General features: G+C 71.0%; 18 protein-coding genes and 1 tRNA gene. 9 read left to right on the top strand and 10 right to left on the bottom strand.

Going from position 1 to position 20,966, the window contains the following annotated elements:
• On the bottom strand, positions 1-428 hold a 428-nt coding region (locus D455_RS0118740; protein WP_017572242.1), incomplete at its 3' end, for a roadblock/LC7 domain-containing protein.
• Positions 429-806: 378 nt separating this feature from the next.
• Between D455_RS0118740 and D455_RS0118745 the strand changes: the two genes are divergently transcribed.
• Positions 807-1,649 (top strand): aminotransferase class IV, encoded by an 843-nt coding sequence (locus D455_RS0118745; protein WP_017572243.1) that lies wholly within the window; start codon positions 807-809, stop codon positions 1,647-1,649.
• A gap of 65 nt (positions 1,650-1,714) precedes the next feature.
• Here D455_RS0118745 and D455_RS0118750 read toward each other — a convergent pair whose 3' ends face one another.
• A complete protein-coding gene (locus tag D455_RS0118750; RefSeq protein WP_017572244.1) occupies positions 1,715-2,137 on the bottom strand; it encodes an SsgA family sporulation/cell division regulator in 423 nt (140 codons plus the stop codon).
• A 476-nt stretch (positions 2,138-2,613) separates the two neighbouring features.
• Here D455_RS0118750 and D455_RS0118755 point away from each other — a divergent pair.
• Positions 2,614-2,687, top strand: a tRNA-Val gene (locus D455_RS0118755).
• Positions 2,688-3,020: 333 nt separating this feature from the next.
• Here D455_RS0118755 and D455_RS0118760 read toward each other — a convergent pair.
• Complete coding sequence (locus tag D455_RS0118760; protein ID WP_017572245.1) at positions 3,021-3,323, bottom strand: PGPGW domain-containing protein; 303 nt, start codon at positions 3,321-3,323, stop codon at positions 3,021-3,023.
• A gap of 541 nt (positions 3,324-3,864) precedes the next feature.
• Here D455_RS0118760 and thrS point away from each other — a divergent pair.
• Positions 3,865-5,838 carry a threonine--tRNA ligase gene (gene thrS, locus D455_RS0118765; protein WP_017572246.1) on the top strand — a complete coding sequence of 658 codons (1,974 nt, stop codon included), beginning with the start codon at positions 3,865-3,867 and terminating at the stop codon, positions 5,836-5,838.
• A 79-nt stretch (positions 5,839-5,917) separates the two neighbouring features.
• Here the strand turns inward: thrS and D455_RS34590 are convergent, their stop codons facing one another.
• The 5 genes from D455_RS34590 to D455_RS0118790 all read right to left on the bottom strand — a co-directional run bounded on the left by D455_RS34590 (position 5,918) and on the right by D455_RS0118790 (position 12,136).
• Positions 5,918-6,079 (bottom strand): hypothetical protein, encoded by a 162-nt coding sequence (locus D455_RS34590; protein WP_017572247.1) that lies wholly within the window; start codon positions 6,077-6,079, stop codon positions 5,918-5,920.
• A 96-nt stretch (positions 6,080-6,175) separates the two neighbouring features.
• Positions 6,176-6,820: a hypothetical protein gene (locus D455_RS0118775; RefSeq protein ID WP_017572248.1), complete on the bottom strand. Its 645-nt coding sequence runs from the start codon at positions 6,818-6,820 to the stop codon at positions 6,176-6,178.
• 438 nt (positions 6,821-7,258) lie between these two features.
• Positions 7,259-8,416, bottom strand: coding sequence for an acyl-CoA dehydrogenase family protein (locus D455_RS0118780; protein ID WP_017572249.1), 1,158 nt, complete (start codon positions 8,414-8,416; stop codon positions 7,259-7,261).
• Positions 8,413-10,518 carry an acetyl/propionyl/methylcrotonyl-CoA carboxylase subunit alpha gene (locus D455_RS0118785; RefSeq protein WP_017572250.1) on the bottom strand — a complete coding sequence of 702 codons (2,106 nt, stop codon included), beginning with the start codon at positions 10,516-10,518 and terminating at the stop codon, positions 8,413-8,415. The genes D455_RS0118780 and D455_RS0118785 overlap by 4 nt, the downstream gene beginning before the upstream one ends.
• 7 nt (positions 10,519-10,525) lie before the next feature.
• Positions 10,526-12,136 carry a carboxyl transferase domain-containing protein gene (locus tag D455_RS0118790; RefSeq protein WP_017572251.1) on the bottom strand — a complete coding sequence of 537 codons (1,611 nt, stop codon included), beginning with the start codon at positions 12,134-12,136 and terminating at the stop codon, positions 10,526-10,528.
• 125 nt (positions 12,137-12,261) lie between these two features.
• On the opposite strand from D455_RS0118790, the gene D455_RS0118795 reads away from it, so the two are divergent.
• Positions 12,262-12,846, top strand: a complete 585-nt coding sequence (locus D455_RS0118795; protein ID WP_017572252.1) for an SACE_7040 family transcriptional regulator — start codon at positions 12,262-12,264, stop codon at positions 12,844-12,846.
• Between the two features lie 75 nt (positions 12,847-12,921).
• Here D455_RS0118795 and D455_RS0118800 read toward each other — a convergent pair whose 3' ends face one another.
• Positions 12,922-13,932 (bottom strand): alpha/beta hydrolase, encoded by a 1,011-nt coding sequence (locus tag D455_RS0118800; RefSeq protein ID WP_017572253.1) that lies wholly within the window; start codon positions 13,930-13,932, stop codon positions 12,922-12,924.
• Positions 13,933-14,746: 814 nt separating this feature from the next.
• Between D455_RS0118800 and D455_RS0118810 the strand changes: the two genes are divergently transcribed.
• Positions 14,747-16,120 carry an NAD(P)/FAD-dependent oxidoreductase gene (locus tag D455_RS0118810; protein ID WP_040684976.1) on the top strand — a complete coding sequence of 458 codons (1,374 nt, stop codon included), beginning with the start codon at positions 14,747-14,749 and terminating at the stop codon, positions 16,118-16,120.
• A 67-nt stretch (positions 16,121-16,187) separates the two neighbouring features.
• Here the strand turns inward: D455_RS0118810 and D455_RS0118815 are convergent, their stop codons facing one another.
• Positions 16,188-16,478, bottom strand: a complete 291-nt coding sequence (locus D455_RS0118815) for a metal-sensitive transcriptional regulator (RefSeq protein WP_026122764.1) — start codon at positions 16,476-16,478, stop codon at positions 16,188-16,190.
• 297 nt (positions 16,479-16,775) lie between these two features.
• On the opposite strand from D455_RS0118815, the gene D455_RS0118820 reads away from it, so the two are divergent.
• From D455_RS0118820 to D455_RS0118835, 4 genes are all read left to right on the top strand, one after another.
• Positions 16,776-17,021, top strand: a complete 246-nt coding sequence (locus tag D455_RS0118820; protein WP_017572257.1) for a DUF2630 family protein — start codon at positions 16,776-16,778, stop codon at positions 17,019-17,021.
• A gap of 106 nt (positions 17,022-17,127) precedes the next feature.
• Complete coding sequence (locus tag D455_RS0118825; protein ID WP_017572258.1) at positions 17,128-17,799, top strand: DUF4126 domain-containing protein; 672 nt, start codon at positions 17,128-17,130, stop codon at positions 17,797-17,799.
• Between the two features lie 87 nt (positions 17,800-17,886).
• Positions 17,887-18,561: an HAD family hydrolase gene (locus D455_RS0118830; protein WP_017572259.1), complete on the top strand. Its 675-nt coding sequence runs from the start codon at positions 17,887-17,889 to the stop codon at positions 18,559-18,561.
• A 282-nt stretch (positions 18,562-18,843) separates the two neighbouring features.
• A complete protein-coding gene (locus tag D455_RS0118835) occupies positions 18,844-20,838 on the top strand; it encodes an acetoacetate--CoA ligase (RefSeq protein ID WP_026122765.1) in 1,995 nt (664 codons plus the stop codon).
• Positions 20,839-20,966 lie beyond the last annotated feature (128 nt).

Genomic DNA, 20,966 nt, shown 5'->3' on the forward strand with positions numbered 1-20,966 from the left:
TTCTCCACGTGCGCGGAGGAGGAGGGCATGTCGGGGCGGGGAGGAGCCGAGAGGTACTGGCCGACCCTCTCGATCACCTTGTTCATCTCGTAGGCGATCAGACCCACGTCGCTGTCGGAGTCCGACATCAGCGCCATGCAGGCGCCCTCGCCCGCCGCCGCCACGAACAGGAAGGCGCGGTCCATCTCGATGATGCTCTGTCGGATGCCCCCCGCCGAGAACTGCTTGCTCGCGCCCCCCGCGAGACTGTGCAGCCCCGAGGCGATCGCGGACAGGTGTTCGGCGGCGGGACGGTCCAGTCCGCTGGAGGTGGCCATGAGGAGCCCGTCGGTGGACAGGACGATGGCGTGTTGCGTACCGGAGGCACGGGTGAGGAGGTCGTCCAGCAGCCAGCTGAGCTCTCCGCGGGCGGTACTCGGTGGGGTCATGGCTCTCTTTGCTCTGTCGGTCGTCGTGCGTCGGGACACGCGCGCTGCGGGCCGCCGCCGAGGGCATGGGGGAGGGGCCCGATCAGCTGCCACCGGTCCCGCATAAGCGTTGCCCAGATGATAGTCATTCGTAACTTATCTGTCCGGCCGCCACGGCGGATTCCGGGTGGGCCGCCTCCGGAGCCGAAGCGCGTGACCAGTCCGGATACGGCGATTCCACGGAAGTACGGACCGGACCAGCGGCCGGTGCCGGTCACGGGCCTTGCCAACCCGGGGACGTGGGGTTAGGGGAGAAGCCGGACCACGGAGCGCCGCCGAGGTGGGAGGATCGGGGGAACACCGGCCCTACCTGGGCTCCTGAGAACGTGGGGGTGGGAAATGAGGGTGTGGATCGCGGGTGCCGGATACGGCCGCGGCACCGTCGTCGACGAGAGCGAGGCGCGCATCCCCGTGGTCGACCACGGGATCACGGTGGGGGACGGGGTCTTCGAGACCGTGCGGTCCCGCGAGGGCCGCCCCTTCGCCCTCACCCGCCACCTGAGGCGGTTGGCCCGCTCCGCCAGGGGCCTGGGCATGGCCGAGCCCGATCTGGAACTGATCGCCGACGGCGTCTCACGGGCGGTGGCCGCCAACCCGGACCTGCCCGACGCCCGGGTGCGCATCACGGTCACCGACGGCGCCGGGCCGCTGGGCTCGGACCGCGCCCCGGGAGAGCAGACCGCCATCGTGGCCCTGGGGCCCTTCCCCGGGATCGCTCCGCACACCGACGTGGCGCTGGCCCCCTGGCCGCGCAACGAGTTCGGCGCCCTGGCGGGGCTCAAGACCACCTCCTACGCCGACAACGTGCGCGCCCTGGCCCACGCCAAGCGGCACGGCGCCAGCGAGGCGGTCTTCCGCAACGTGAGCGGCAACCTGTGCGAGGGCACCGGCAGCAACGTCTTCGTGGTGCTGGACGGCAGGCTGGTCACCCCGCCGCTGTCGGCCGGGCCGTTGGCGGGCATCACCCGGGAACTCGTCCTGGAGTGGTTCGGGGGTGAGGAGGAGGACGTCCCGATGGGGCGCCTCCCCGAGGTCACCGAGGCCTTCCTGACCTCCACGGGGCGCGACGTGCAGCCGATCCTGCACATCGACGACCGGCGGGTCTCGGAGGGGCCCGGGCCGGTCACGGCCAAGGCCATGGCGGTGTTCGCCGAGCGTTCCGCCGCCGACATCGATCCCTGACCGGGAGGACCCCCGGACATGGCTGAGGGGGCGGCGCGTCGCGCGCCGCCCCCTCAGGTGTGGGTTCAGGAGTGGAGGTGCTGCTGGATCTCCTCGTCGAGGTCCACGAACTGGCCCTCCTGGCCAGCGGGCACGATCTCGTAGGTCCGGTGCAGGAACTCGGCCAGGGGGGAGACCTGGGTGTCGAACTCGGCCTGCCCGAAGGGTGAGGAGAGCGCGATGCTCACGCTGCGGTCGCCGTTGTCGTCCTTGGAGGGCCACACGCGGACGTCGCCCTCGCCGACGGGGCGCACGATGCCGACGGTCAGGAGCTCGCGGGCGAAGATCCACTCGACGGGGTTGTCCTCGCCGGTGTGGAAGGCGACCCGAATCGCGTACGGGTCGTCCGCGCTGTAGTCCAGGCGCGCGACCAGGGGGACCGCCGTGCGTTCCGGGACCACGAGCCGCAGGCCCAGCTCGGCGGTGGCAGTGGTGTCGCTACTGTTCATGTTCGCCAAACCTTTTCTCGTCCGGCCTTGCTGTTGCGGCGCGGGTCGGTTGCCGTCTCACTGGCTCCAACGCGGCTTCCCGCGGAGCATGACGCGAGTACGGAGGCTTTCTTGGTGGGAAGGATCGGAGGTCTCGCTCCCCGTCGAGCGGGCCCGGCGTGCCGCCGTGCGGCTTCACGATCCTTCGTCACTGTAATGACCAGGAGAAACCAAAGATTTCCCCATGTCGGGTGTCCCACGTCACGCGGAGGTAATGAGGAGGTGCTGCTCGACGGGTCCACGGGGGCGGGAACTCCTTATCACTGCGGGGATCGGGGCCCAGGAGGGACACTCCCACGAACCCCTTGAAAGGGTAATGTGACCTCCATCACGTGGTGTGGTGTTCGCCGAGAGGCGCCATGTGCGCCGAGCACCCCCGAACATGCGCTAGAGTCTTTCTTGTCCGGCCGACGGGGCGGACACGGAGCAACAACTCGGGGCGATTAGCTCAGTTGGCTAGAGCGCGTCGTTCACACCGACGAGGTCACTGGTTCGAGTCCAGTATCGCCCACCCGAATCCGAGACGGTCCAGCGAGCGCGGGAGAGCGCGAGCGGGCCGTCTCGTCGCTTTTCCGGGTCGTCCCGAACCTCCTGGCTTCGAGACGGTGTCTCCTCCGGGTCTCCTCCGGTGGCCCGGGCCGCCTCACAGGGCGTCCCGCCGTCCTTTCCGGGCCTGGCCATCGGACTCCCGCGTACGTTCGCGGTGGTCCCACCCGGAGACCGCCACCTACCCACGGAGCCGTCTCGCCATTCCCTCGGGAGCCGGTGTTCCGGGGCGGTCCACGGCACCGCGTGTCGACGCCGAGCCGTGCCGCCGAGGTGCTCCGGCTCACGTGTCCGGTTCCTACTCGGGGGTCTCGGGGAGCGGGCGTCCGCGTCGCGCCCTCCTGCGCTCCCGGAGGCGTCGGAAGAACTCCTCCTTGAGGCGCATCCCGTACCGCTCCGCGCGGTGGAACCACCTCTGGGCGGGTCGCACCACGAGCCGGGCCCACCGGAACTCGGTACTGAGGATCACCAGGCCGAGGATGACGGAGGCGAGGCCCGGGCCGGGGACGACCATCATGACGAACCCGGCCAGGATCACCAGGACGCCGACGACGCCCACCAGGACGCGCCAGGGCAGGTGCAGGACCGGGTGGGTGTGCATGCGCCTGCGGAACAGACGTAGTCGTGCTCGTAGCCGCCGCCACCTGCGCGCACGGGTGCGGTTGCTCGGGGATGTCTCCGGGGCCGGTGGGCCGGTCGGTGGGCTCGGTGACATGCGCTCACAGTATTCGGTCGAAGCGAGTGGGTGCATTCGGGTCAACTGGGGGCGGTGAACAGACTGTCCGTTGATTTTTACCGATCTCGGTACCGGGATCAATGGTCTTTCGTAAGGGTGTGGACAGCCTCCGGAAACGTGACGTTCCCTGGCATAACAGCCTCCCGTTTGGCTTTATGCCCCTCCTCCTTGGCCCTCACCCGGGTATGTCCGATGTGGTCCTCGTCTCTGGCCGAATCTCCCGTCCCCGGCCCCGGGAGCCGCGCAGGGGGGGCGCGGACGCGCCGTCCCACCACGCGCTCCGTGCCGCCGGAACCGGGCCCCGGGTTGTGGACAACCGGGGTGGGGCCGCTCCGGAGCCGATAGCATCGGAGGAAGCACGTCCGGCCGNNNNTCGACAGCGATCCACGTCTTTCTAGGAGTCACCGTGTCCGCCGCGCCTGAGCTGCACATCACCCTCGCCGGAACCCCGCGTGCGGTGGCGGCCACCACTACGGCGGGGCAGGCGCTGGAGGCCGACGGGAAGACCGTCATCGCGGCGCTGGTCAACGGAGAGCCGCGTGACCTCGCCCGGGAACTGCACGACGGGGACGCCGTCGAGCCGATCACCATCGACTCCGAGGAGGGGCGGGCGATCCTGCGCCACTCCACCGCGCACGTGCTCGCCCAGGCCGTCCAGGAGCTCTTCCCCGAGGCCAGGCTGGGCATCGGCCCGCCCGTGGAGAACGGCTTCTACTACGACTTCGACGTCGCCGAGCCCTTCACCCCCGCCGACCTGAAGAGCATCGAGAAGCGGATGCAGCAGATCGTCAAGCAGGGACAGCGCTTCGACCGCCGCGTCGTCTCCGAGGAGGACGCCCGCGCCGAGCTGGCCACCGAGCCCTACAAGCTGGAGCTGATCGGGCTCAAGGGCGGCGCCACCGAGGCCGCCGAGGGGGCCGGCGTCGAGGTCGGGGCCGGAGAGCTCACCATCTACGACAACGTCCACCCGCGCACCGGCGAGCTGTGCTGGAAGGACCTGTGCCGCGGCCCGCACCTGCCCACCACCCGGGTCATCCCGGCGTTCAAGCTCATGCGCACCGCCGCGGCCTACTGGCGCGGCAAGGAGACCAACCCGCAGCTGCAGCGCGTCTACGGCACCGCGTGGGAGAGCAAGGACGCCCTCAAGGCGTATCTGACCTTCCTGGAGGAGGCCGAGAAGCGCGACCACCGCAAGCTCGGTTCCGAACTCGACCTGTTCTCCATCCCGGACGAGATCGGTTCGGGCCTGGCGGTCTTCCACCCCAAGGGCGGCGTCGTCCGCCGGGTGATGGAGGACTACTCGCGCAGGCGGCACGAGGAGGACGGCTACGAGTTCGTCTACACCCCGCACGCAACCAAGGGCACCCTGTTCGAGAAGTCGGGGCACCTGGACTGGTACGCGGACGGGATGTACCCGCCCATGCAGCTCGACGGCGGCCAGGACTACTACCTCAAGCCGATGAACTGCCCGATGCACCACCTGATCTTCGACGCGCGCGGGCGCTCCTACCGTGAGCTGCCGCTGCGCCTGTTCGAGTTCGGCACCGTGTACCGGTACGAGAAGTCGGGCGTGGTGCACGGCCTGACCCGGGCCCGGGGCTTCACCCAGGACGACTCCCACATCTACTGCACCAAGGAGCAGATGGCCGGCGAGCTCGACTCGCTGCTGACCTTCGTGCTCGACCTGCTGCGCGACTACGGCCTGGACGACTTCTACCTGGAGCTGTCCACCAAGGACCCGGAGAAGTACGTCGGTACCGACGAGATCTGGGAGGAGTCCACCGAGACCCTGCGCGAGGCCGCCCAGAAGCAGGGCCTGGAGCTGGTCATGGACCCGGGCGGCGCCGCCTTCTACGGTCCCAAGATCTCGGTGCAGGCCAGGGACGCCATCGGCCGCACCTGGCAGATGTCCACCATCCAGGTGGACTTCAACATGCCCGAACGTTTCGACCTGGAGTACACCGCCGCCGACGGCTCACGTCAGCGCCCGGTGGTGATCCACCGCGCCCTGTTCGGCTCCATCGAGCGGTTCTTCGCCGTCCTGCTGGAGCACTACGCGGGTGCGTTCCCGGCCTGGCTGGCGCCGGTGCAGGCGGTCGGCATCCCCATCGCCGACGAGCACGTGCCCTACCTGAACGAGCTCGCCGCCAGGCTGCGGGCGGAGGGCGTCCGCGTCGAGGTGGACGCCAGCGACGACCGCATGCAGAAGAAGATCCGCAACGCCCAGAAGCAGAAGGTGCCCTTCATGCTGCTGGCCGGTGACGAGGACGTCAGCAAGAACGCGGTGTCCTTCCGCTACCGGGACGGCTCGCAGAACAACGGCGTGCCGCTGGACGAGGCGGTGGCCGAGATCGTGGCCGCCGTCCGCGAGCGCCGCTAGGACATCGTTCCGGCCGCGTGGGCCGGACAGACGGGAAGCGCCCGTCCGGGAGACCGGACGGGCGCTTCGTCGTCTCGGGTCAGCGCCGCTCGTTCGGCGCGGAGGGCTCCTCGTCGTCCCCGAACAGGTCCGCGCGCGAGATGCGCGCGGTCGCGTTGGGGTCCTGGGTGGTCTCCTCCTCATCGTCGTCGCGGAACAGGTCCGCGCGCGAGATGCGGTGGGTCGCGTTCGGGTCGCTCATGAGGGTGCTACTCCTTGTTGCTACGGGGCAAGGCGGATCATATCTGCCCCCGGGGTCGGCTCCGCTGCTCAGGCGGTGCGGAGGCCGCGGCGCCGCTCACCGGCCCGGGGCGCGCCGCTTCCAGGCCTCGGCGGGAACCCGCTCCACGAGGGCGATCAGGTAGTCGGCGGCGGTCAGGGCGCGGTCGGGGTCCAGGCGCATGGCCGTCCAGGTGAGGACGTAGTCCCCGCTGAAGCGTACGGGGAGGGACCGCGACCGGGGGTCGGCCAGCAGCCACCTGGTGACCACGCCGTCGAGCACGGCCCCGGTGAACGCGGGGTCGTCGCCCTCCGTGTGGAAGGCGCTGTCGAAGGCGTCGTCGGAGGCACCGCGGTCCCGCCTGCGCAGGATCTGGAGATCGGCGTTGGGACCGGGGGTGCGCACGGCCACCACACGGTGGACGCGGCGGACCCTGTCCGCTCCCCTGCCCACCGTGTGGGTCTGCTCGAAGGCCACGACCAGGTGTTGGCCGCGCCGCCCGGTCAGGACGTGCTGCGCACGCGGGTGCGCTCCCAGGGTGGACCGGGGAAGGGTGGCCTCCCCCAGGGGGTTCGGGAGGTGTTCGGTGTAGGTCCACCCGCGCTCACGTGCCCATACGCGCAACTCGGTGGCACGTTCCTTGCGGAAGTGCGCGGCGACCACCACCGTGCCAGCCGCCATGACAACGACGACGAGCGCGATCGCGGGCAGGGCACCTTCCATCCGGTGTCTCCTCCGGCAGGGGGATGTGGGCGGACGTGGGCCCGTGGCGGGCCCGGCGGGGCCGGGGCGGAGAACAACGGACCCCGCTGGCCGTACGAGTCCATTCTGTGTTGATTCCGGGTACTTGTCACCCCTGGGTGTTGTTCCCCGGCGGCACTCGGAGTTCACTGAACTCGCGCATTCCGTTCATGTCTACCCGCACCAGGCGCCGCACCGCCGTCACCAAGGGTCCACAGGCGGTCACCACCTGCGTGAAAGGGCTTCTCATCCGGGCTTTTCCCGCCCTTCGCGCGCGTTGCCGCACGGATTTCCCCGCCCTTTTCCCCACCTTTCGTCATTCGCCTACAACGCAGGGTGATGGCTGTCCGGAATCGGCCACGGACGGCCGCGCCGCGTCCGGAGACACGGCGCGGCCGTCGGTGGGAAACAGAGGCGGCGCTAAGCGGGCAGGCCCAGCTCGCGGGCGATGAGCATCTTCTGCACCTCGCTGGTGCCCTCGCCCACCTCCAGGATCTTGGCGTCCCGGTAGAAGCGGCCCACCGGGTAGTCGTTCATGAACCCGTAACCGCCGAACACCTGAGTCGCGTCGCGCGCGTTGTCCATGGCCGCGTTGGACGCCACCAACTTGGCGACCGCGGCCTCCTTCTTGAAGGGCTCGCCCGCCAGCATGCGCGAGGCCGCGTCGTAGTAGGCCAGGCGCGCGGTGTGCGCCCGCGACTCCATCTCCGCGATCTTGAACTGGATCGCCTGGTAGCCGCCGATCGGGTTGCCGAAGGCGTGGCGCTCGTGGGCGTAGCGCACGCTCTCGTCCACGCATCCCTGCGCCAGACCCACCGACAGCGCCGCGATGGCGATGCGGCCCTCGTCCAGGATCCGCAGGAACTGCGCGTACCCGCGTCCGCGCTCACCGACCAGGTTCGCCTCGGGCACCCGGCAGTCCTCGAACACCAGCTCGTTGGTGTCGGAGGCGTTCCACCCCACCTTGGAGTACTTCTGGCCCACGGAGAAGCCCGGCGTGCCCCTGGGGACCAGGATCGAGGAGATCTCCGGCCGCCCGTCCTCACGGCGCCCCGTCACGGCGGTCACGGTCACCAGCGCGGTGATGTCCGTGCCCGAGTTGGTGATGAAGGACTTCGTCCCGTTGATCACCCACTCGCCGTCCTCCAGGCGGGCCGTGGTCTTCGTGGCGCCCGCGTCGGAGCCGCCGTCCGGCTCGGTCAGCCCGAACGCCCCCAACGCCTCACCCGAGCACAGCCGGGGAAGGTGGGTCTTCTTCTGCTCCTCGGTGCCGAACCGGAAGATCGGCATCGCGCCCAACGACACCCCCGCCTCCAGCGTGATCGCCACCGACGAGTCCACCCGGGCCAGCTCCTCCAGCGCCAGGCACAGGGCGAAGTAGTCACCGCCCATGCCCCCGTGCTCCTCGGGGAACGGCAGCCCGAACAGGCCCATCCGGCCCATCCCGGCGATGATCTCGTACGGGAACGCCTCCCGCTCGTAGTAGTCGCCGATGACCGGGGCGACCTCGCTTCGGGCGAACTCCTCCACGGCGGCCCGCAGGTCGGCGTGCTCGGTCGACAACTGGTGACGGCTCATTTCTGCGACTCCTCGCTGGTGGCGGGTACGGGCGCGTCCGACGGGGTGTCGGCGGACGCCTCCCTGACGGGTTCGACGGTGACCAGGACGGCGTCCATGGGTACGGAAGCGCCCGGGCGCACCGCCACGGTCGCGACGGTTCCGTCGATCGGTGAGGGCACGGAGTGCTCCATCTTCATGGCCTCGACGACGGCGAGCGGTGTCCCCGCGCTCACCGTCTGCCCCACCTCCACCGGGACGGAGAGCACCGTCCCGGGCATGGGGCTGCGCACGGTGCCGTCGGCGGCGGCGTCGTCATCGCGCAGGGCGGACGCGACGGGTTCCTCGTGCAGGGCCCAGGTGGTGCCGTCCGTGCCCAGCCAACGGTGCTCCGTGGCCGGGTCGTGGGCACGCACGTAGGTGCTGCGACGGCCCGCGTAGGTGACCCTGAGCCAGGCGTTGTCGGGAGAACGGCTGACCCGGGCAGCGACGGGTTCCTCGCCGTTCACGCTCACCCGGTACGTGTCCCGGCCCACGGGCCGCACACGCACGACCGCCGAGTCGTGTCGGGGCGCCCGCAGCCGCCACGACGTCCACGCCGGTTCCCCCATGCGCCACCCGTCGGAGACGGCGAAGCGGTCCGCGGTGACGGGCTCCTTCAGGTCCAACTGGTGGTCCAGGGCCGCCGCCGCGTAGACCTCGTGCGGAACGCTCCCGGGAGCGGGCTCGGGCGGGTCGGAGGCGATGAGGTCGGTGCTCAGGTCACCGGCCACCACGCGCGGATGGCGCAGCAGGCGGCGCAGGAAGGCGGTGTTGGTGACGCACCCCAGCAGCAGGTATCCGGCCAGGGCGCGGTCCATCCGACGCAGCGCCTGGGCCCGATCCGGTCCCCAGGTGATCACCTTGGCGAGCATCGGGTCGAAGTCGGAGGTGATCCTTCCTCCCTCGGCGATCCCCGAGTCCACCCGGACCTCGTGGCCCCGGGGCTCGACGAGCGACAGGACCGGCCCGCCGGAGGGCAGGAAACCCCGGTCGGCGTCCTCGGCGTAGACGCGTGACTCCACCGCGTGCCCGACCCAGGACACCTCCTCCTGGGTGAAGGGCAGTTCCTCCCCGTAGGCCACGTGGAGCTGGAGTTCCACCAGGTCCACGCCGCGCTCGCCGCGCACCGCGACGACCTCCTCGGTGACCGGGTGCTCCACCTGCAACCGCGTGTTCATCTCCAGGAAGGAGAAGGACAGCTCACCGTCGGGGCCCGTCTCGGCGATGAACTCCACCGTGCCCGCGCCCACGTATCCGCAGGAACGGGCGGCGGCCACGGCGGCCTCGCCCATCCGGGTGCGCTGGGCGTCGGTGAGCAGGGGGGAGGGCGCCTCCTCCACCACCTTCTGGTGTCGGCGTTGCAGGCTGCACTCGCGCTCACCCAGGTGCACGACGTTGCCGTGGGTGTCGGCCATGACCTGGATCTCGATGTGGCGCGGTCGCTGGACCAGCTTCTCCACCAGGAGGGTGGAGTCGCCGAAGGAGGCGAGCGCCTCGCGCCGGGCGGCCGCCGCGTCGGCGAGCAGGGTGTCGGGGGAGTGGACGGCCCGCATGCCCTTGCCGCCGCCGCCGGCGGAGGGCTTGATGAGCAGCGGATAGCCGGTCTCCTCGGCCGCGCGCAGCAGTTCGTCGTCGCCCAGGGGCTGCCCGGGCTTCTCGGTGAACCCGCCCAGGACGGGCACCCCTGCGGCGGCCACGGTGTCCTTGGCGCGGATCTTGTCGCCCATGGCCTCGATCGCGGAGGCGGGAGGGCCGACGAAGACCAGCCCGGAGTCGGTGCAGGCGCGGGCGAAGTCGGCGTTCTCGGACAGGAAGCCGTAGCCGGGGTGCACGCCGGTGGCGCCGCTGTCCAGGGCCAGGGCGACGATCGCGTCGGCGTCCAGGTAGTGCTCCACCCGGAGCGCCAGGTCGGCGGCGAGGGTGTGCGGGGCCTCGGCGTCGGCGTCGGTGTGCACGGCGACCGGACTGATGCCCATGCGGCGCAGGGTGCGCATGACGCGCAGCGCGATCTCGCCCCGGTTGGCGACCAGGACGCGCGCGGGCCCGTGGCCGCTCCGTGTGCTGTGTGGTGTCGTGGTCAAGGGTTCCTCACATCCGGAAGACGCCGTAGCCCACCGGCTCCAGCGGCGCGTGGCGGGCGGCGGACAGGGCCATGGCGAGCACGTCGCGGGTGTCGGCGGGGTCGATGACGCCGTCGTCCCACAGGCGCGCGGTGGAGTAGTAGGGGCTGCCCTGTTCCTCGTACTGGTCGCGGACGGGCGCCTTGAAGGCCTCCTCGTCCTCGGCGGACCACTCCTCGCCGCGGGCGGCCATCTGGTCGCGCCGGACGGTGGACAGCACCGAGGCGGCCTGCTCGCCGCCCATCACCGAGATGCGGGCGTTGGGCCACATCCACAGGAACCGGGGCGAGTAGGCCCGGCCGCACATGCTGTAGTTGCCCGCGCCGAAGGAGCCGCCGACGACCACGGTGAACTTGGGGACCCGTGCGCAGGCCACGGCGGTGACCATCTTGGCCCCGTGCTTGGCGATGCCGCCCGCCTCGTAGTCCCGGCCGACCATGAACCCGGAGATGTTCTGGAGGAAGACCAGCGGGATCGAGCGCCGGTCGCACAGTTCGATGAAGTGGGCGCCCTTGAGCGCGGACTCGGCGAACAGGATGCCGTTGTTGGCGATGACGCCCACCGGGTGGCCGTGGATGTGGGCGAACCCGGTGACCAGGGTGGTGCCGTACTCGGCCTTGAACTCGGTGAACTCGCTGCCGTCCACCACGCGGCCGATGACCTCGCGCACGTCGTAGGGGGTGCGGGTGTCGGAGGGCACCACCCCGTACAGCTCCTCGGGGTCCAGGACCGGGGGACGGGGCTCGCGCACCTCCCACGCCGGGGCCTCCCGCGGGCCGAGGGTGTCGGCGATGTTCCGGACGATGGAGAGGGCGTGCGCGTCGTCGTCGGCCAGGTGGTCGGTGACCCCCGAGACCCGCGAGTGCAGGTCGCCGCCGCCCAGTTCCTCGGCGGTGACGACCTCGCCGGTGGCGGCCCTGACCAGGGGCGGACCGCCCAGGAAGATCGTTCCCTGCTCGCGCACGATGACCGCCTCGTCGCTCATCGCGGGAACGTAGGCGCCGCCCGCGGTGCACGAGCCCAGCACCGCCGCGATCTGCGGGATGCCCAGCCGCGACATGGTGGCCTGGTTGTAGAAGATCCGGCCGAAGTGCTCGCGGTCGGGGAACACGTCGTCCTGCATGGGCAGGAACGCGCCGCCGGAGTCGGCGAGGTAGACGCACGGCAGCCTGTTGTGCAGCGCCACCTCCTGGGCGCGCAGGTGCTTCTTGACGGTCATGGGGTAGTAGCTGCCGCCCTTGACCGTGGCGTCGTTGGCGACCACGACCGTCGGGCGGCCCATGACCCGGCCCACTCCCGCGATCATCCCGGCGCCGGGGGCGTCATGCCCGTCCGCGCCGTAGAGGCCGTACGCGGCCAGGGGGGCGATCTCCAGGAAGGGGGAACCGGGGTCCAGGAGGAGGTCGACACGGTCGCGCGGCAGGAGTTTGCCGCGTTCGACGTGTCGTGCCCGGGTCTTCTCCGGGCCGCCCAGTGCCGCGGTGGCGATCCGCTCGCGCAGCTCCAGGGCGAGGGCGCGGTTCGCCGCGTCGTTGGCGGCGAACGCGGGACCGGCGGTGTCCACCGCCGTGCCGAGCACAGATGCCCTGCTCATGGTGTCCTCTCGTGGAGGGGTGTTAATGCTCACTAACATCTGCGATGTTAGTAACTACTAACATGGGTGTCCAGGGCCCGGCGCGTCACCGGGGGAGAGGAAGAAACGGGATGGGGGGCAGACCCGTGGGCGAGCGGCGGACGGCGCTCCTGGGCGCGGCGGCGGAACTCTTCGCCGAACGCGGTTACCGGGGGGTGTCCATCGACGATCTCGGACGCGCCGTCGGTACCACCGGCCCCGCCCTGTACCGGCACTTCCGCGGCAAGCAGGCGCTGCTCGGCGAGGTGCTGGTGGACATCAGCGAGCGGCTGGCACGCCAGGGGCGGGAACTGGTGGCGGGGGCCGCGGACGCGGAGGAGGCCCTGGAGGAGCTGCTGCGCGGGCACATCGCCTTCGCGCTGGACGAGCCCGCCCTGATCACCGTGCACGACCGGGAACTGGGCAACCTCACCGACGCGGACCGGCGCCGGGTACGCCGCCTCCAGCGCGGCTACGTCGAACAGTGGGTGGGCGTACTGGGCGAACTGCGCCCCGGGGCCTCGGCCACCGTGCTGCGCGCCGCGGTGCACGCCGTGTTCGGGCTGCTCAACTCCACCCCGCACAGCCGGGGCGAGCTCTCACGCCAGCACATGGCGCGGCTGCTGCTGGAGATGGGCCGGGCCGCCCTGACCGTCCCCTCCGCGGTGCCCGGCTGACACACGCGTCCCGGGCCGCGGACGCGGCGGGACCGCGGGAGGGCGTCCCGCGGTCCCGCCGCCCCTCGGGTTCCGTCAGCGCGCGTGGGCCCCGGCGCGGGCGGCCTGCTGGCGCGGAACGGTCGAGCGCGTCTCCAGCACCCGGCTCAGGAAGTCCGAGGTGAGCAGCAGTGCGGCCTGGTTGGCGTGCGTGTCGCGCATGCTGTCCACCATCATGAAGTCGTGGATCATGCCCTGGAAGCGCGCGGCGGTCACCGGTACCCCGGCCTCGCGCAGACGCCGGGCGTAGGCCTCGCCCTCGTCGCGCAGCACGTCCGCCTCGCCGTTGAGCACGATCGCGGGCGGCAGACCGCGCAACCGTTCCAGCGACGCCCGCAGCGGTGAGGCGTAGACCTCCGCACGCTGGTCGGGGTCGGTCGTGTACTGGTCCCAGAACCACTTCATGCCGTCACGGTTGAGGAAGTACCCCGTGGCGAACTGGTGGTAGGACCCGGTGTCGAAGTCGGCGTCGGTCACCGGGTACAGCAGCGCCTGCCCCCGCAGCTCCACACCGCCGCGGTCCTTGGCCATCAGCGCCAGCACGGCGGACATGTTCCCGCCCACCGAGTCGCCGCACACCGCCATGCGCGTGCCGTCCAGGTTCCTCTCCGCTCCGTGCTCGACCACCCACCGCGCCGTGGCGTGGTTCTGCTCGATCGCGACCGGGTACCTCGCCTCGGGCGAACGCGAGTACTCGGGGAAGACCACGGCGGCGCCGGTGCGGACGGCCAGCTCGCGCACGAGCCGGTCGTGGGTGTTCGCGCTGCCGAACACCCACCCCGCACCGTGGACGTAGAGGATCACCGGGAGCGTGCCCGTCGACCCGGCGGGCCTGACCAGACGGACCGGTACCCGGCCGAACTCCCCGGCGTCCACCTCGGTCCACTCGTCGGACACCTCCGGCTTGGGCACGCCCTCGCCGCTCTGGACGTCCTCCAGGACCCGCCGCCCCTCCTCGGGCGGCAGCTGGTAGATGAACGGCTCGTGTGCGTTGGCGTCGGCGAACTCCCGTGCCGCCTGTTCGAGCACGACCTTGCTCCCGGACATACCTGTCCCCCAACGGGAAGAGCGGATGGCAGGGGCGTGCCGGTCCCGGCCGCGCCCCCGCCCACGTCTACCAGGGGTGACCGCGGGTGGTCCGCCGACTTGTCCGACGCGGACCCAACCTTGGCACGCGACTGGTCCTCCGCTCCCCGGGCCCTGTTCCGGGTGCCGTGCTCGGTGCGCACCCCCCGACGGCGTGTGGCCGGATCCGGGCGGCACCGGGGCCGTGCGCATACGGACCGGGTCATGGACGAGTGCGGCCGGGGCGGACCGTCAAGGTCCGCCCCGGCCGTCGGCGCCACCTACATACCGGTGCCGGTCTCCTGGGTGGAGGCCTCGTCGGTGCTGCCCGTCGGCAGTTCGGACTCCTCCGCGAAGAAGTCCCCGAGGAGCAGGCCGAGAACCCCGTAGTCCCGCTCCTCCTCGTCCGAGGAGGTGGCCTGGGAGGACGTGCGCGGNGGCGGCCATGACGGTCGCGGCGGCGATCCTGGTGAACGCACGCATACGTGCTCACACTTCCTTTCGTGTCAGATGGCAGTACCTGCCGTGAGCATCCTGTGACACATAGTGACCATATGTCCATGAGCCTCCCCGCACAGGGGGATTTCATGACGTGGGCCCCACGCACTCTTTCCAGAGGCCCGCCAACAGGGGGCAAAGACCCGGGCACTCCGCGGGTGGGAGCTCCTGATCCGCCCTCCGGAGCCATACATTCGCCACGGTGATGTGGGTAGGGCTGCGTTCAACGGCCACAACGGCCTGACGGAACGCACACGGCCGTCCCGCCCCACGACACGTCAGAAGGAGTGCTGTACATATGTCTCGGCCTCGGATCGTGGTGGTCGGCGCGGGCTTCGGTGGTCTTCACACCCTGCGCCACCTCGAACGCCGTATCCCGACGGGCGCGGCGGACATCGCCCTCGTCGCCCCGCACGACTACATGCTCTACAGCCCGCTGCTGCCACAGGTGGCCTCCGGGCTGCTCACACCGCAGTCGGTCGCCATGTCCGTGCACCGGCTGACCAGGGAGACCCGGCTCATCCCGGGACACGCCATCGGCGTGGACCCCCGGGACCGCGTCATCGTCGTGCGGCGCCCCACCGGCGAACTCTCCCCGGTCCGTTACGACCGCCTGGTCCTGGCGCCCGGCGGGGTCACCCGGGCCTTCGACATCCCGGGCCTCACCGAGCACGCCTACGGTGCCAAGACCCTGGCCGAGGCGGTGCTCCTGCGCGATCACGTCCTGGCCCAGCTGGAACTGGCCAACGACAGCCGCGACCCGATCGAACGCGAGGAACGCTGCCGCTTCGTCGTCGTCGGCGGCGGCTACACCGGGGTCGAGACCGCGGCCTCGCTCATGCGGCTCTGCGAGGAGGCGGCCAGGCGCTATCCGGAACTGCGCTCGGTGATCCGCTGGCACCTCATCGACATCGCGCCCAAGGTGCTGCCCGAACTCGGTGACCGGCTCGGCCGCAAGGCGCTCGACCTGATGCGCTCCATGGGCATCGAGGTCAAACTCAAGGTGACCGTGCGCGAGGTGACCGCGGACAAGGTGGTCCTCACCGACGGACGCGCCCTGCCCTGCCGCACCCTCATCTGGACGGCGGGCGTCTCGCCCAGCCCGCTCATGGAGACCCTGGACAAGCCCACCCAGAAGGGCCGCCTGGAGGTGGGCGCCGACCTGAGGGTGCCCGGCCACGACGACGTGTTCGCGATCGGCGACGCCGCGGCCGTGCCCGACATCTCGGACGGGAACGCCTACTGCCCGCCGACCGCCCAGTACGCCACGCGCCAGGCGGCCACCGTGGCCGAGAACGTGGTCTCGTCCGTCCTGGGGCGCCCGATGCGGGAGTTCCGGCACAAGGACATGGGCCTGGTGGTGGACCTGAGCGGCAACGACGCGCTCGCGCGCGTCATGCAGATGGAGCTGAGCGGACTGCCCGCCCTGGGCGTCACACGCGGTTACCACACGCTGGCGGTGCCCTCCACCACGGCGCGGGCGCGCATCCTGGCCAACTGGGCGATCCGGATGTTCACCGGCGGCGACATCTCGCGGCTGGGGTTCGCCGACGGCGGGAGGCCGTCGTCGTTCGTGGCCAACGAGTCGGTCGACTACCTGGACGCGGAGTCCTCGCGCAGGGAGGGCGCCCGCCTGATGGAGAACATGTACGCGCGTTACGGCGAGGACTGAGGGCCGATCCGGGCCGCCGCGCGCGGCCGACCGGACGCGGGCCCCGCGGCCGGTCGGCCGCGAGAGGTCAGGAACGGACCAGGCGGGCGATCGCGTCGGAGGCCTCGCGCACCTTCTCGTCCGCCTCCTCGCCGCCGCTGGCGACCGCGTGGGCCACGCAGTGCTTGAGGTGCTCGTCGAGCATGGACAGCGCGAAGGACCGCAGTGCCGCGTTCACCGCCGATGTCTGGGTCAGGATGTCGATGCAGTACTGGTCGTCCTCGACCATCCGCTGGAGGCCGCGGATCTGTCCCTCGATACGGCGCAGCCGGTTGATGTGGCTCTGCTTGTCGTTACTGTAACCGTGGGTCGCAGCCATGCTCCCGCTTCCGTGTCGTTCCTGCTCGCGTGCCATTGCCATACCCCCTCACCGTATCCAACGGCAGGGTGTGGGAACGCATTCCGCCGGTACGCGTCCCGTGCCCGCGTGGCCGCCGATACGGCCGTAGTAGGAGTTTCCCAGACGAACGGGACCGTCCGGCCGGCGACGGAGGGGACGCGACGCGGACGGGTTCCGTCCGCACGGACCGGGCCCCTCGTCAACATTGGGTCCGTTCCGGGACAACACGGGGGCGAAACCCTTGCCCGGGCCCCGATCCGAACCGACCATGTCGGTATGACTGACAGCGCCGAGAACGACATCATGGCCACCATCCGGGGGCTGATCGACGAGGAGCACGCGCTCCGCTCCACCTCCGGGGGACTCGACCCGAGCGAACGGTCCCGTATGAAGGAGGTGGAGAGGGCGCTCGACCAGTGCTGGGACCTGCTCCGACAGCGGCGCGCCCGGAGCGAGGCCGGTCAGGACCCCGACGAGGCCCGGACGCGACCCGTCTCCGAGGTCGAGAACTACCGGCAGTAACGCCCGGCGGGCGGAAACCGTACGTGTTCCTGGAGCGTCAACACGTGTACACCCCGTGCGGGGAACGCGTGACCGCACGGCCTCCACCGGAGCACGAAGGAAACGCATGTTCGCCACACTGACCGGCCTGGGCCTGGCCACCGCGGCGGGGCTCAACGCCTACATCCCCCTCCTCCTCGTCGGACTGCTCGCACGCTTCACCGACCTGGTCCCGCTCAGCGAGTCCTGGCAGTGGATCGAGCACCCCGTCACCCTCGTGGTGCTCACCGTGCTCCTGGTCGTCGAGTTCCTCGCGGACAAGTTCCCCGCGGTCGACAGCGTCAACGACGCCATCCAGACCGTCGTGCGCCCCACCTCCGGCGGCATCACCTTCGGCGCGGGCGCGTCGACCGTGCAGCTCGGCGAGATCACCGGGGCGGCCTCCGGGGCCGCCGCCACCGGGGACGGAATCTCCTGGTGGGCGGTGGTCGCGGGCGTGCTCGTCTCCCTGGCCTTCCACGTGATCAAGTCCCTGGCCCGACCGGTGGCCAACTCCCTGTCCCTCGGATGCGCGGCCCCGGTCGTCTCCTTCCTGGAGGACGTCGCCAGCCTCCTCACCTCGCTGGCCGCCATCCTGCTGCCCGTCCTCATCCTCGTCGTGTTCCCGCTCATGGTGCTGTGGAGCGCCTGGATGCTCCGGCGCCGACGCCGTCTGCGCGGGGAACGCCGCGAGGCCGGGAGCGGGGCGCGGACGGACGCGGAGGACGGCGACCCCGCCGGGGAGGCGTATCCGGGCTGACGCACCCCCGCCGGGGACCGGGACCCCGGTCCGGGTGGCGGAGAACGCATTCCCAGGCCGGGGCGGGTGCCCGTAACCTTACGGTCAATGGCTGAGACGACTTTCGACAGACACGACATCACCCACATCGTGTGGGACTGGAACGGCACCCTCCTGAACGACAACCACGCCAACCTCGCGGCGGTGAACGCCGTGTGCGAGCTGTTCGGCCGTGATCCCGTGGAGATGGACCACTGGCGCTCCGTCTTCCGGCGCCCCCTCATCCCCTGCTACGAGGAGCTCCTCGGTCGCGCCTTCGAGGACGGCGAGTGGGAACGGGCCGAACAGCACTACGACAGCAGCTACCAGCAACTGCTGTCCTCCTGCGAGCTGACCGTGGGAGTCCCCGACGTGCTGCACGAGTGGGCCCGCGGCGGGGGCACCCAGTCCCTGCTGTCCATGGCCTCCCACGACCACCTGGTCCCGCTCATCAGCGAACGCGGCCTGACGGCGCACTTCACCCGGGTGGACGGCCGCCGGTTCCGGACCCAGCACGACTCCAAGGCCGAGCACCTGGTGCACCACCTCCGGGAGCAGGACATCGACCCGGCCCGGGTCGTGCTGATCGGCGACATCGACGACGACGCCCACGCCGCCCGTGAGGCCGGCGCCCACCCCATCCTGGTCACCAGCGGACTGATGTCCCGCGACCGCCTGGAGGCCACCGGCTCCCTCGTGGTCGACTCCCCGGTGGCGGCCGTGGCCGCGCTGCGCGGGGCCTGAGACCACGGCGGACCCGGCCGCCCCTCCCCGGGGCGGTCCCGGTGGACGAAAGATCCCGTCATCGGTCGTCCGCGTGGTCTCGTGGCCTGTCAATGGCGGCCTCCCACGCCCGCGCGCCCGCCCGTGGGTGGGTTTCCCACAGTCGCGCCATCCCCGCGATGACCTGCGCGTTCGGCGAAGGCTCCGGGCTCCCGTCAGCCCGGGGCCGGGGTGTAACCCCGGACATGGGGTGTTGTTAGATGGGTCTCACAGCAACACACAGCCCGACTGGGAAGGCGGACAATGACTGAGAGCAGCGTGCCCCGTGTGCTCTGGGAACCCGACGAGGAGAGGACCGCCTCCGCCAACATCGTCGCGTTCGCCCGGTGGGCCGCGGAGAACAGGGGAGTCCGGGCCTTCGGGGAGGGGGACACCGTCTCCGCGTCCTTCGACTACGACTCCCTGTGGCGCTGGTCGGTCACCGACATCGACGGTTTCTGGGAGTCGGTCTGGGAGTACTTCGGAGTCCGCTCCGAGACCCCCTACGAGCGGGTCCTGGGCGCGAGGACCATGCCCGGCGCCGAGTGGTTCCCCGGCGCCACCCTCAACTACGTCCGGCACCTCTTCGAGGGCCGCGACGACGACCGCGTCGCCATCCGGCACGCCACCGAGCTGCGCGAACTCGGCGAGTGGACCTGGGGGCAGCTGCGCCGCCGCACCGCCGCCATCGCCGCGGGACTGCGCGAACTCGGGGTGGGCCCCGGCGACCGCGTCGCCGCCTACCTGCCCAACCTGCCCGAGACCGTCGCCGCGTTCTACGCCACGGCCTCCCTCGGCGCCGTGTGGTCCTCCTGCTCCCCGGACTTCGGCGTGCGCAGCGTCATCGACCGCTTCGCGCAGATCGAGCCCAAGGTCCTCCTCGCCGTCGACGGTTACCGCTACGGGGGCAGGGACTTCGACCGCCGACCGGTCGTGGAGGAGCTGCGCGCGGCCCTGCCCACCGTCGAGCACACCGTCCTGCTCGACTACCTCCACCCCGGCGGGACCCTCGACGGCACCCTCCCCTGGGACCGGATGGAGGAGTCCGGCGCCGGGGCCGAACTGGAGTTCACCCCCGTCCCCTTCGACCACCCCCTGTGGGTGCTCTACTCCTCGGGCACCACCGGCCTGCCCAAGGCCATCGTCCACGGGCACGGCGGCATCCTCCTCGAACAGCTCAAGAACCTCCACCTGCACCTGGACGCCCAGGAGCACGACCGGGTCTTCTGGTTCACCACCACCGGGTGGATGATGTGGAACTTCCTGGTCAGCGTGCTGCTGACCGACGCCTCCATCGTCCTGTACGACGGCAGTCCCGCCGCTCCCGACCTGGGGGCCCTGTGGGACCTGGCCGCCGAGGCCGGGGTCACCGTCTTCGGCACCAGCGCCGGGTTCCTCTCCTCCTGCATGAAGGAGGGCGTCCACCCCCGCGAGGGCCGCGACCTGTCCGCCCTGAAGGCCGTCGGCTCCACCGGATCCCCGCTCAGCCCCGAGGCCTTCACCTGGGTCTACGAGGAGTTCGGCAAGGACCTGTGGCTGTTCTCCACCTCCGGCGGCACCGACGTGTGCAGCTGCCTGGTCGGCGGCACGCCCACCCTGCCGGTCCACGAGGGCGAGATCCAGTCCCGGGCCCTGGGCATGGCCGTCGCCTCCTGGGACCCCGAGGGCAGGGAACTCGTCAACGAGGTCGGCGAACTCGTGGTCACCCAGCCCGCCCCGTCCATGCCCCTCTTCCTGTGGGGCGACGAGAGCGGCGAGCGCCTCCGCGACAGCTACTTCTCCGTCTACCCGGGCATCTGGCGGCACGGCGACTGGATCGAGATCACCGACCGCGGCACCGCTATCATCTACGGCCGCTCCGACTCCACCATCAACCGCGGCGGCGTCCGCATGGGCACCAGCGAGATCTACCGGGCCGTCCTCGCCCTGGACGAGGTCGTCGACGCCCTGGTGGTGGACGTGCCCCAGCCCGACGGCTCCTCCAGGATCGAGCTGTTCACCGTCCTGCGGGAGGGCGCCGACCTGGAGGGCGACCTGCCCCGGGAGATCGCCCGCCGGATCCGTACCGACTGCTCGCCCCGGCACGTCCCCGACCGGGTCCGCGCCATCAGCGCCGTCCCCCGGACCCTGTCCGGCAAGGTCCTGGAGGTGCCCGTCAAGCGCATCCTCATGGGGGAGAGCCCCGACCGGGTCGCCAGCCGTGACTCGCTGGCCAACCCCGAGGCGCTGGACTTCTTCAGCGGCCTGAAGGAGGGATGAGCGCGCACTGACCGGAGCCGTGGGGCGGGGGAGGGGCCCTCCTCTCCGCCCCCTCCGCCCCACGGCCGTCGGAGCGGGCGTCACGCCGGTCGTGGGTGGCCCGGTCGTCGGCCCTGCCGCTGTCGGGC

The sequence above is a fragment of the Nocardiopsis halotolerans DSM 44410 genome (genome assembly GCF_000341065.1).
Lineage (GTDB): Bacteria > Actinomycetota > Actinomycetes > Streptosporangiales > Streptosporangiaceae > Nocardiopsis > Nocardiopsis halotolerans.

Excerpts from the sequence above, each read along its gene's own strand:
- D455_RS0118745 (WP_017572243.1), top strand. The coding sequence starts at position 807 with ATGAGGGTGTGGATCGCGGGTGCCGGATACGGCCGCGGCACCGTCGTC.
- D455_RS0118750 (WP_017572244.1), bottom strand. The coding sequence starts at position 2,137 with ATGAACAGTAGCGACACCACTGCCACCGCCGAGCTGGGCCTGCGGCTC.
- D455_RS0118760 (WP_017572245.1), bottom strand. The coding sequence starts at position 3,323 with ATGCACACCCACCCGGTCCTGCACCTGCCCTGGCGCGTCCTGGTGGGC.
- D455_RS34590 (WP_017572247.1), bottom strand. The coding sequence starts at position 6,079 with ATGAGCGACCCGAACGCGACCCACCGCATCTCGCGCGCGGACCTGTTC.
- D455_RS0118775 (WP_017572248.1), bottom strand. The coding sequence starts at position 6,820 with ATGGAAGGTGCCCTGCCCGCGATCGCGCTCGTCGTCGTTGTCATGGCG.
- D455_RS0118780 (WP_017572249.1), bottom strand. The coding sequence starts at position 8,416 with ATGAGCCGTCACCAGTTGTCGACCGAGCACGCCGACCTGCGGGCCGCC.
- D455_RS0118795 (WP_017572252.1), top strand. The coding sequence starts at position 12,262 with ATGGGGGGCAGACCCGTGGGCGAGCGGCGGACGGCGCTCCTGGGCGCG.
- D455_RS0118800 (WP_017572253.1), bottom strand. The coding sequence starts at position 13,932 with ATGTCCGGGAGCAAGGTCGTGCTCGAACAGGCGGCACGGGAGTTCGCC.
- D455_RS0118810 (WP_040684976.1), top strand. The coding sequence starts at position 14,747 with ATGTCTCGGCCTCGGATCGTGGTGGTCGGCGCGGGCTTCGGTGGTCTT.
- D455_RS0118815 (WP_026122764.1), bottom strand. The coding sequence starts at position 16,478 with ATGGCTGCGACCCACGGTTACAGTAACGACAAGCAGAGCCACATCAAC.
- D455_RS0118820 (WP_017572257.1), top strand. The coding sequence starts at position 16,776 with ATGACTGACAGCGCCGAGAACGACATCATGGCCACCATCCGGGGGCTG.
- D455_RS0118825 (WP_017572258.1), top strand. The coding sequence starts at position 17,128 with ATGTTCGCCACACTGACCGGCCTGGGCCTGGCCACCGCGGCGGGGCTC.
- D455_RS0118830 (WP_017572259.1), top strand. The coding sequence starts at position 17,887 with ATGGCTGAGACGACTTTCGACAGACACGACATCACCCACATCGTGTGG.
- D455_RS0118835 (WP_026122765.1), top strand. The coding sequence starts at position 18,844 with ATGACTGAGAGCAGCGTGCCCCGTGTGCTCTGGGAACCCGACGAGGAG.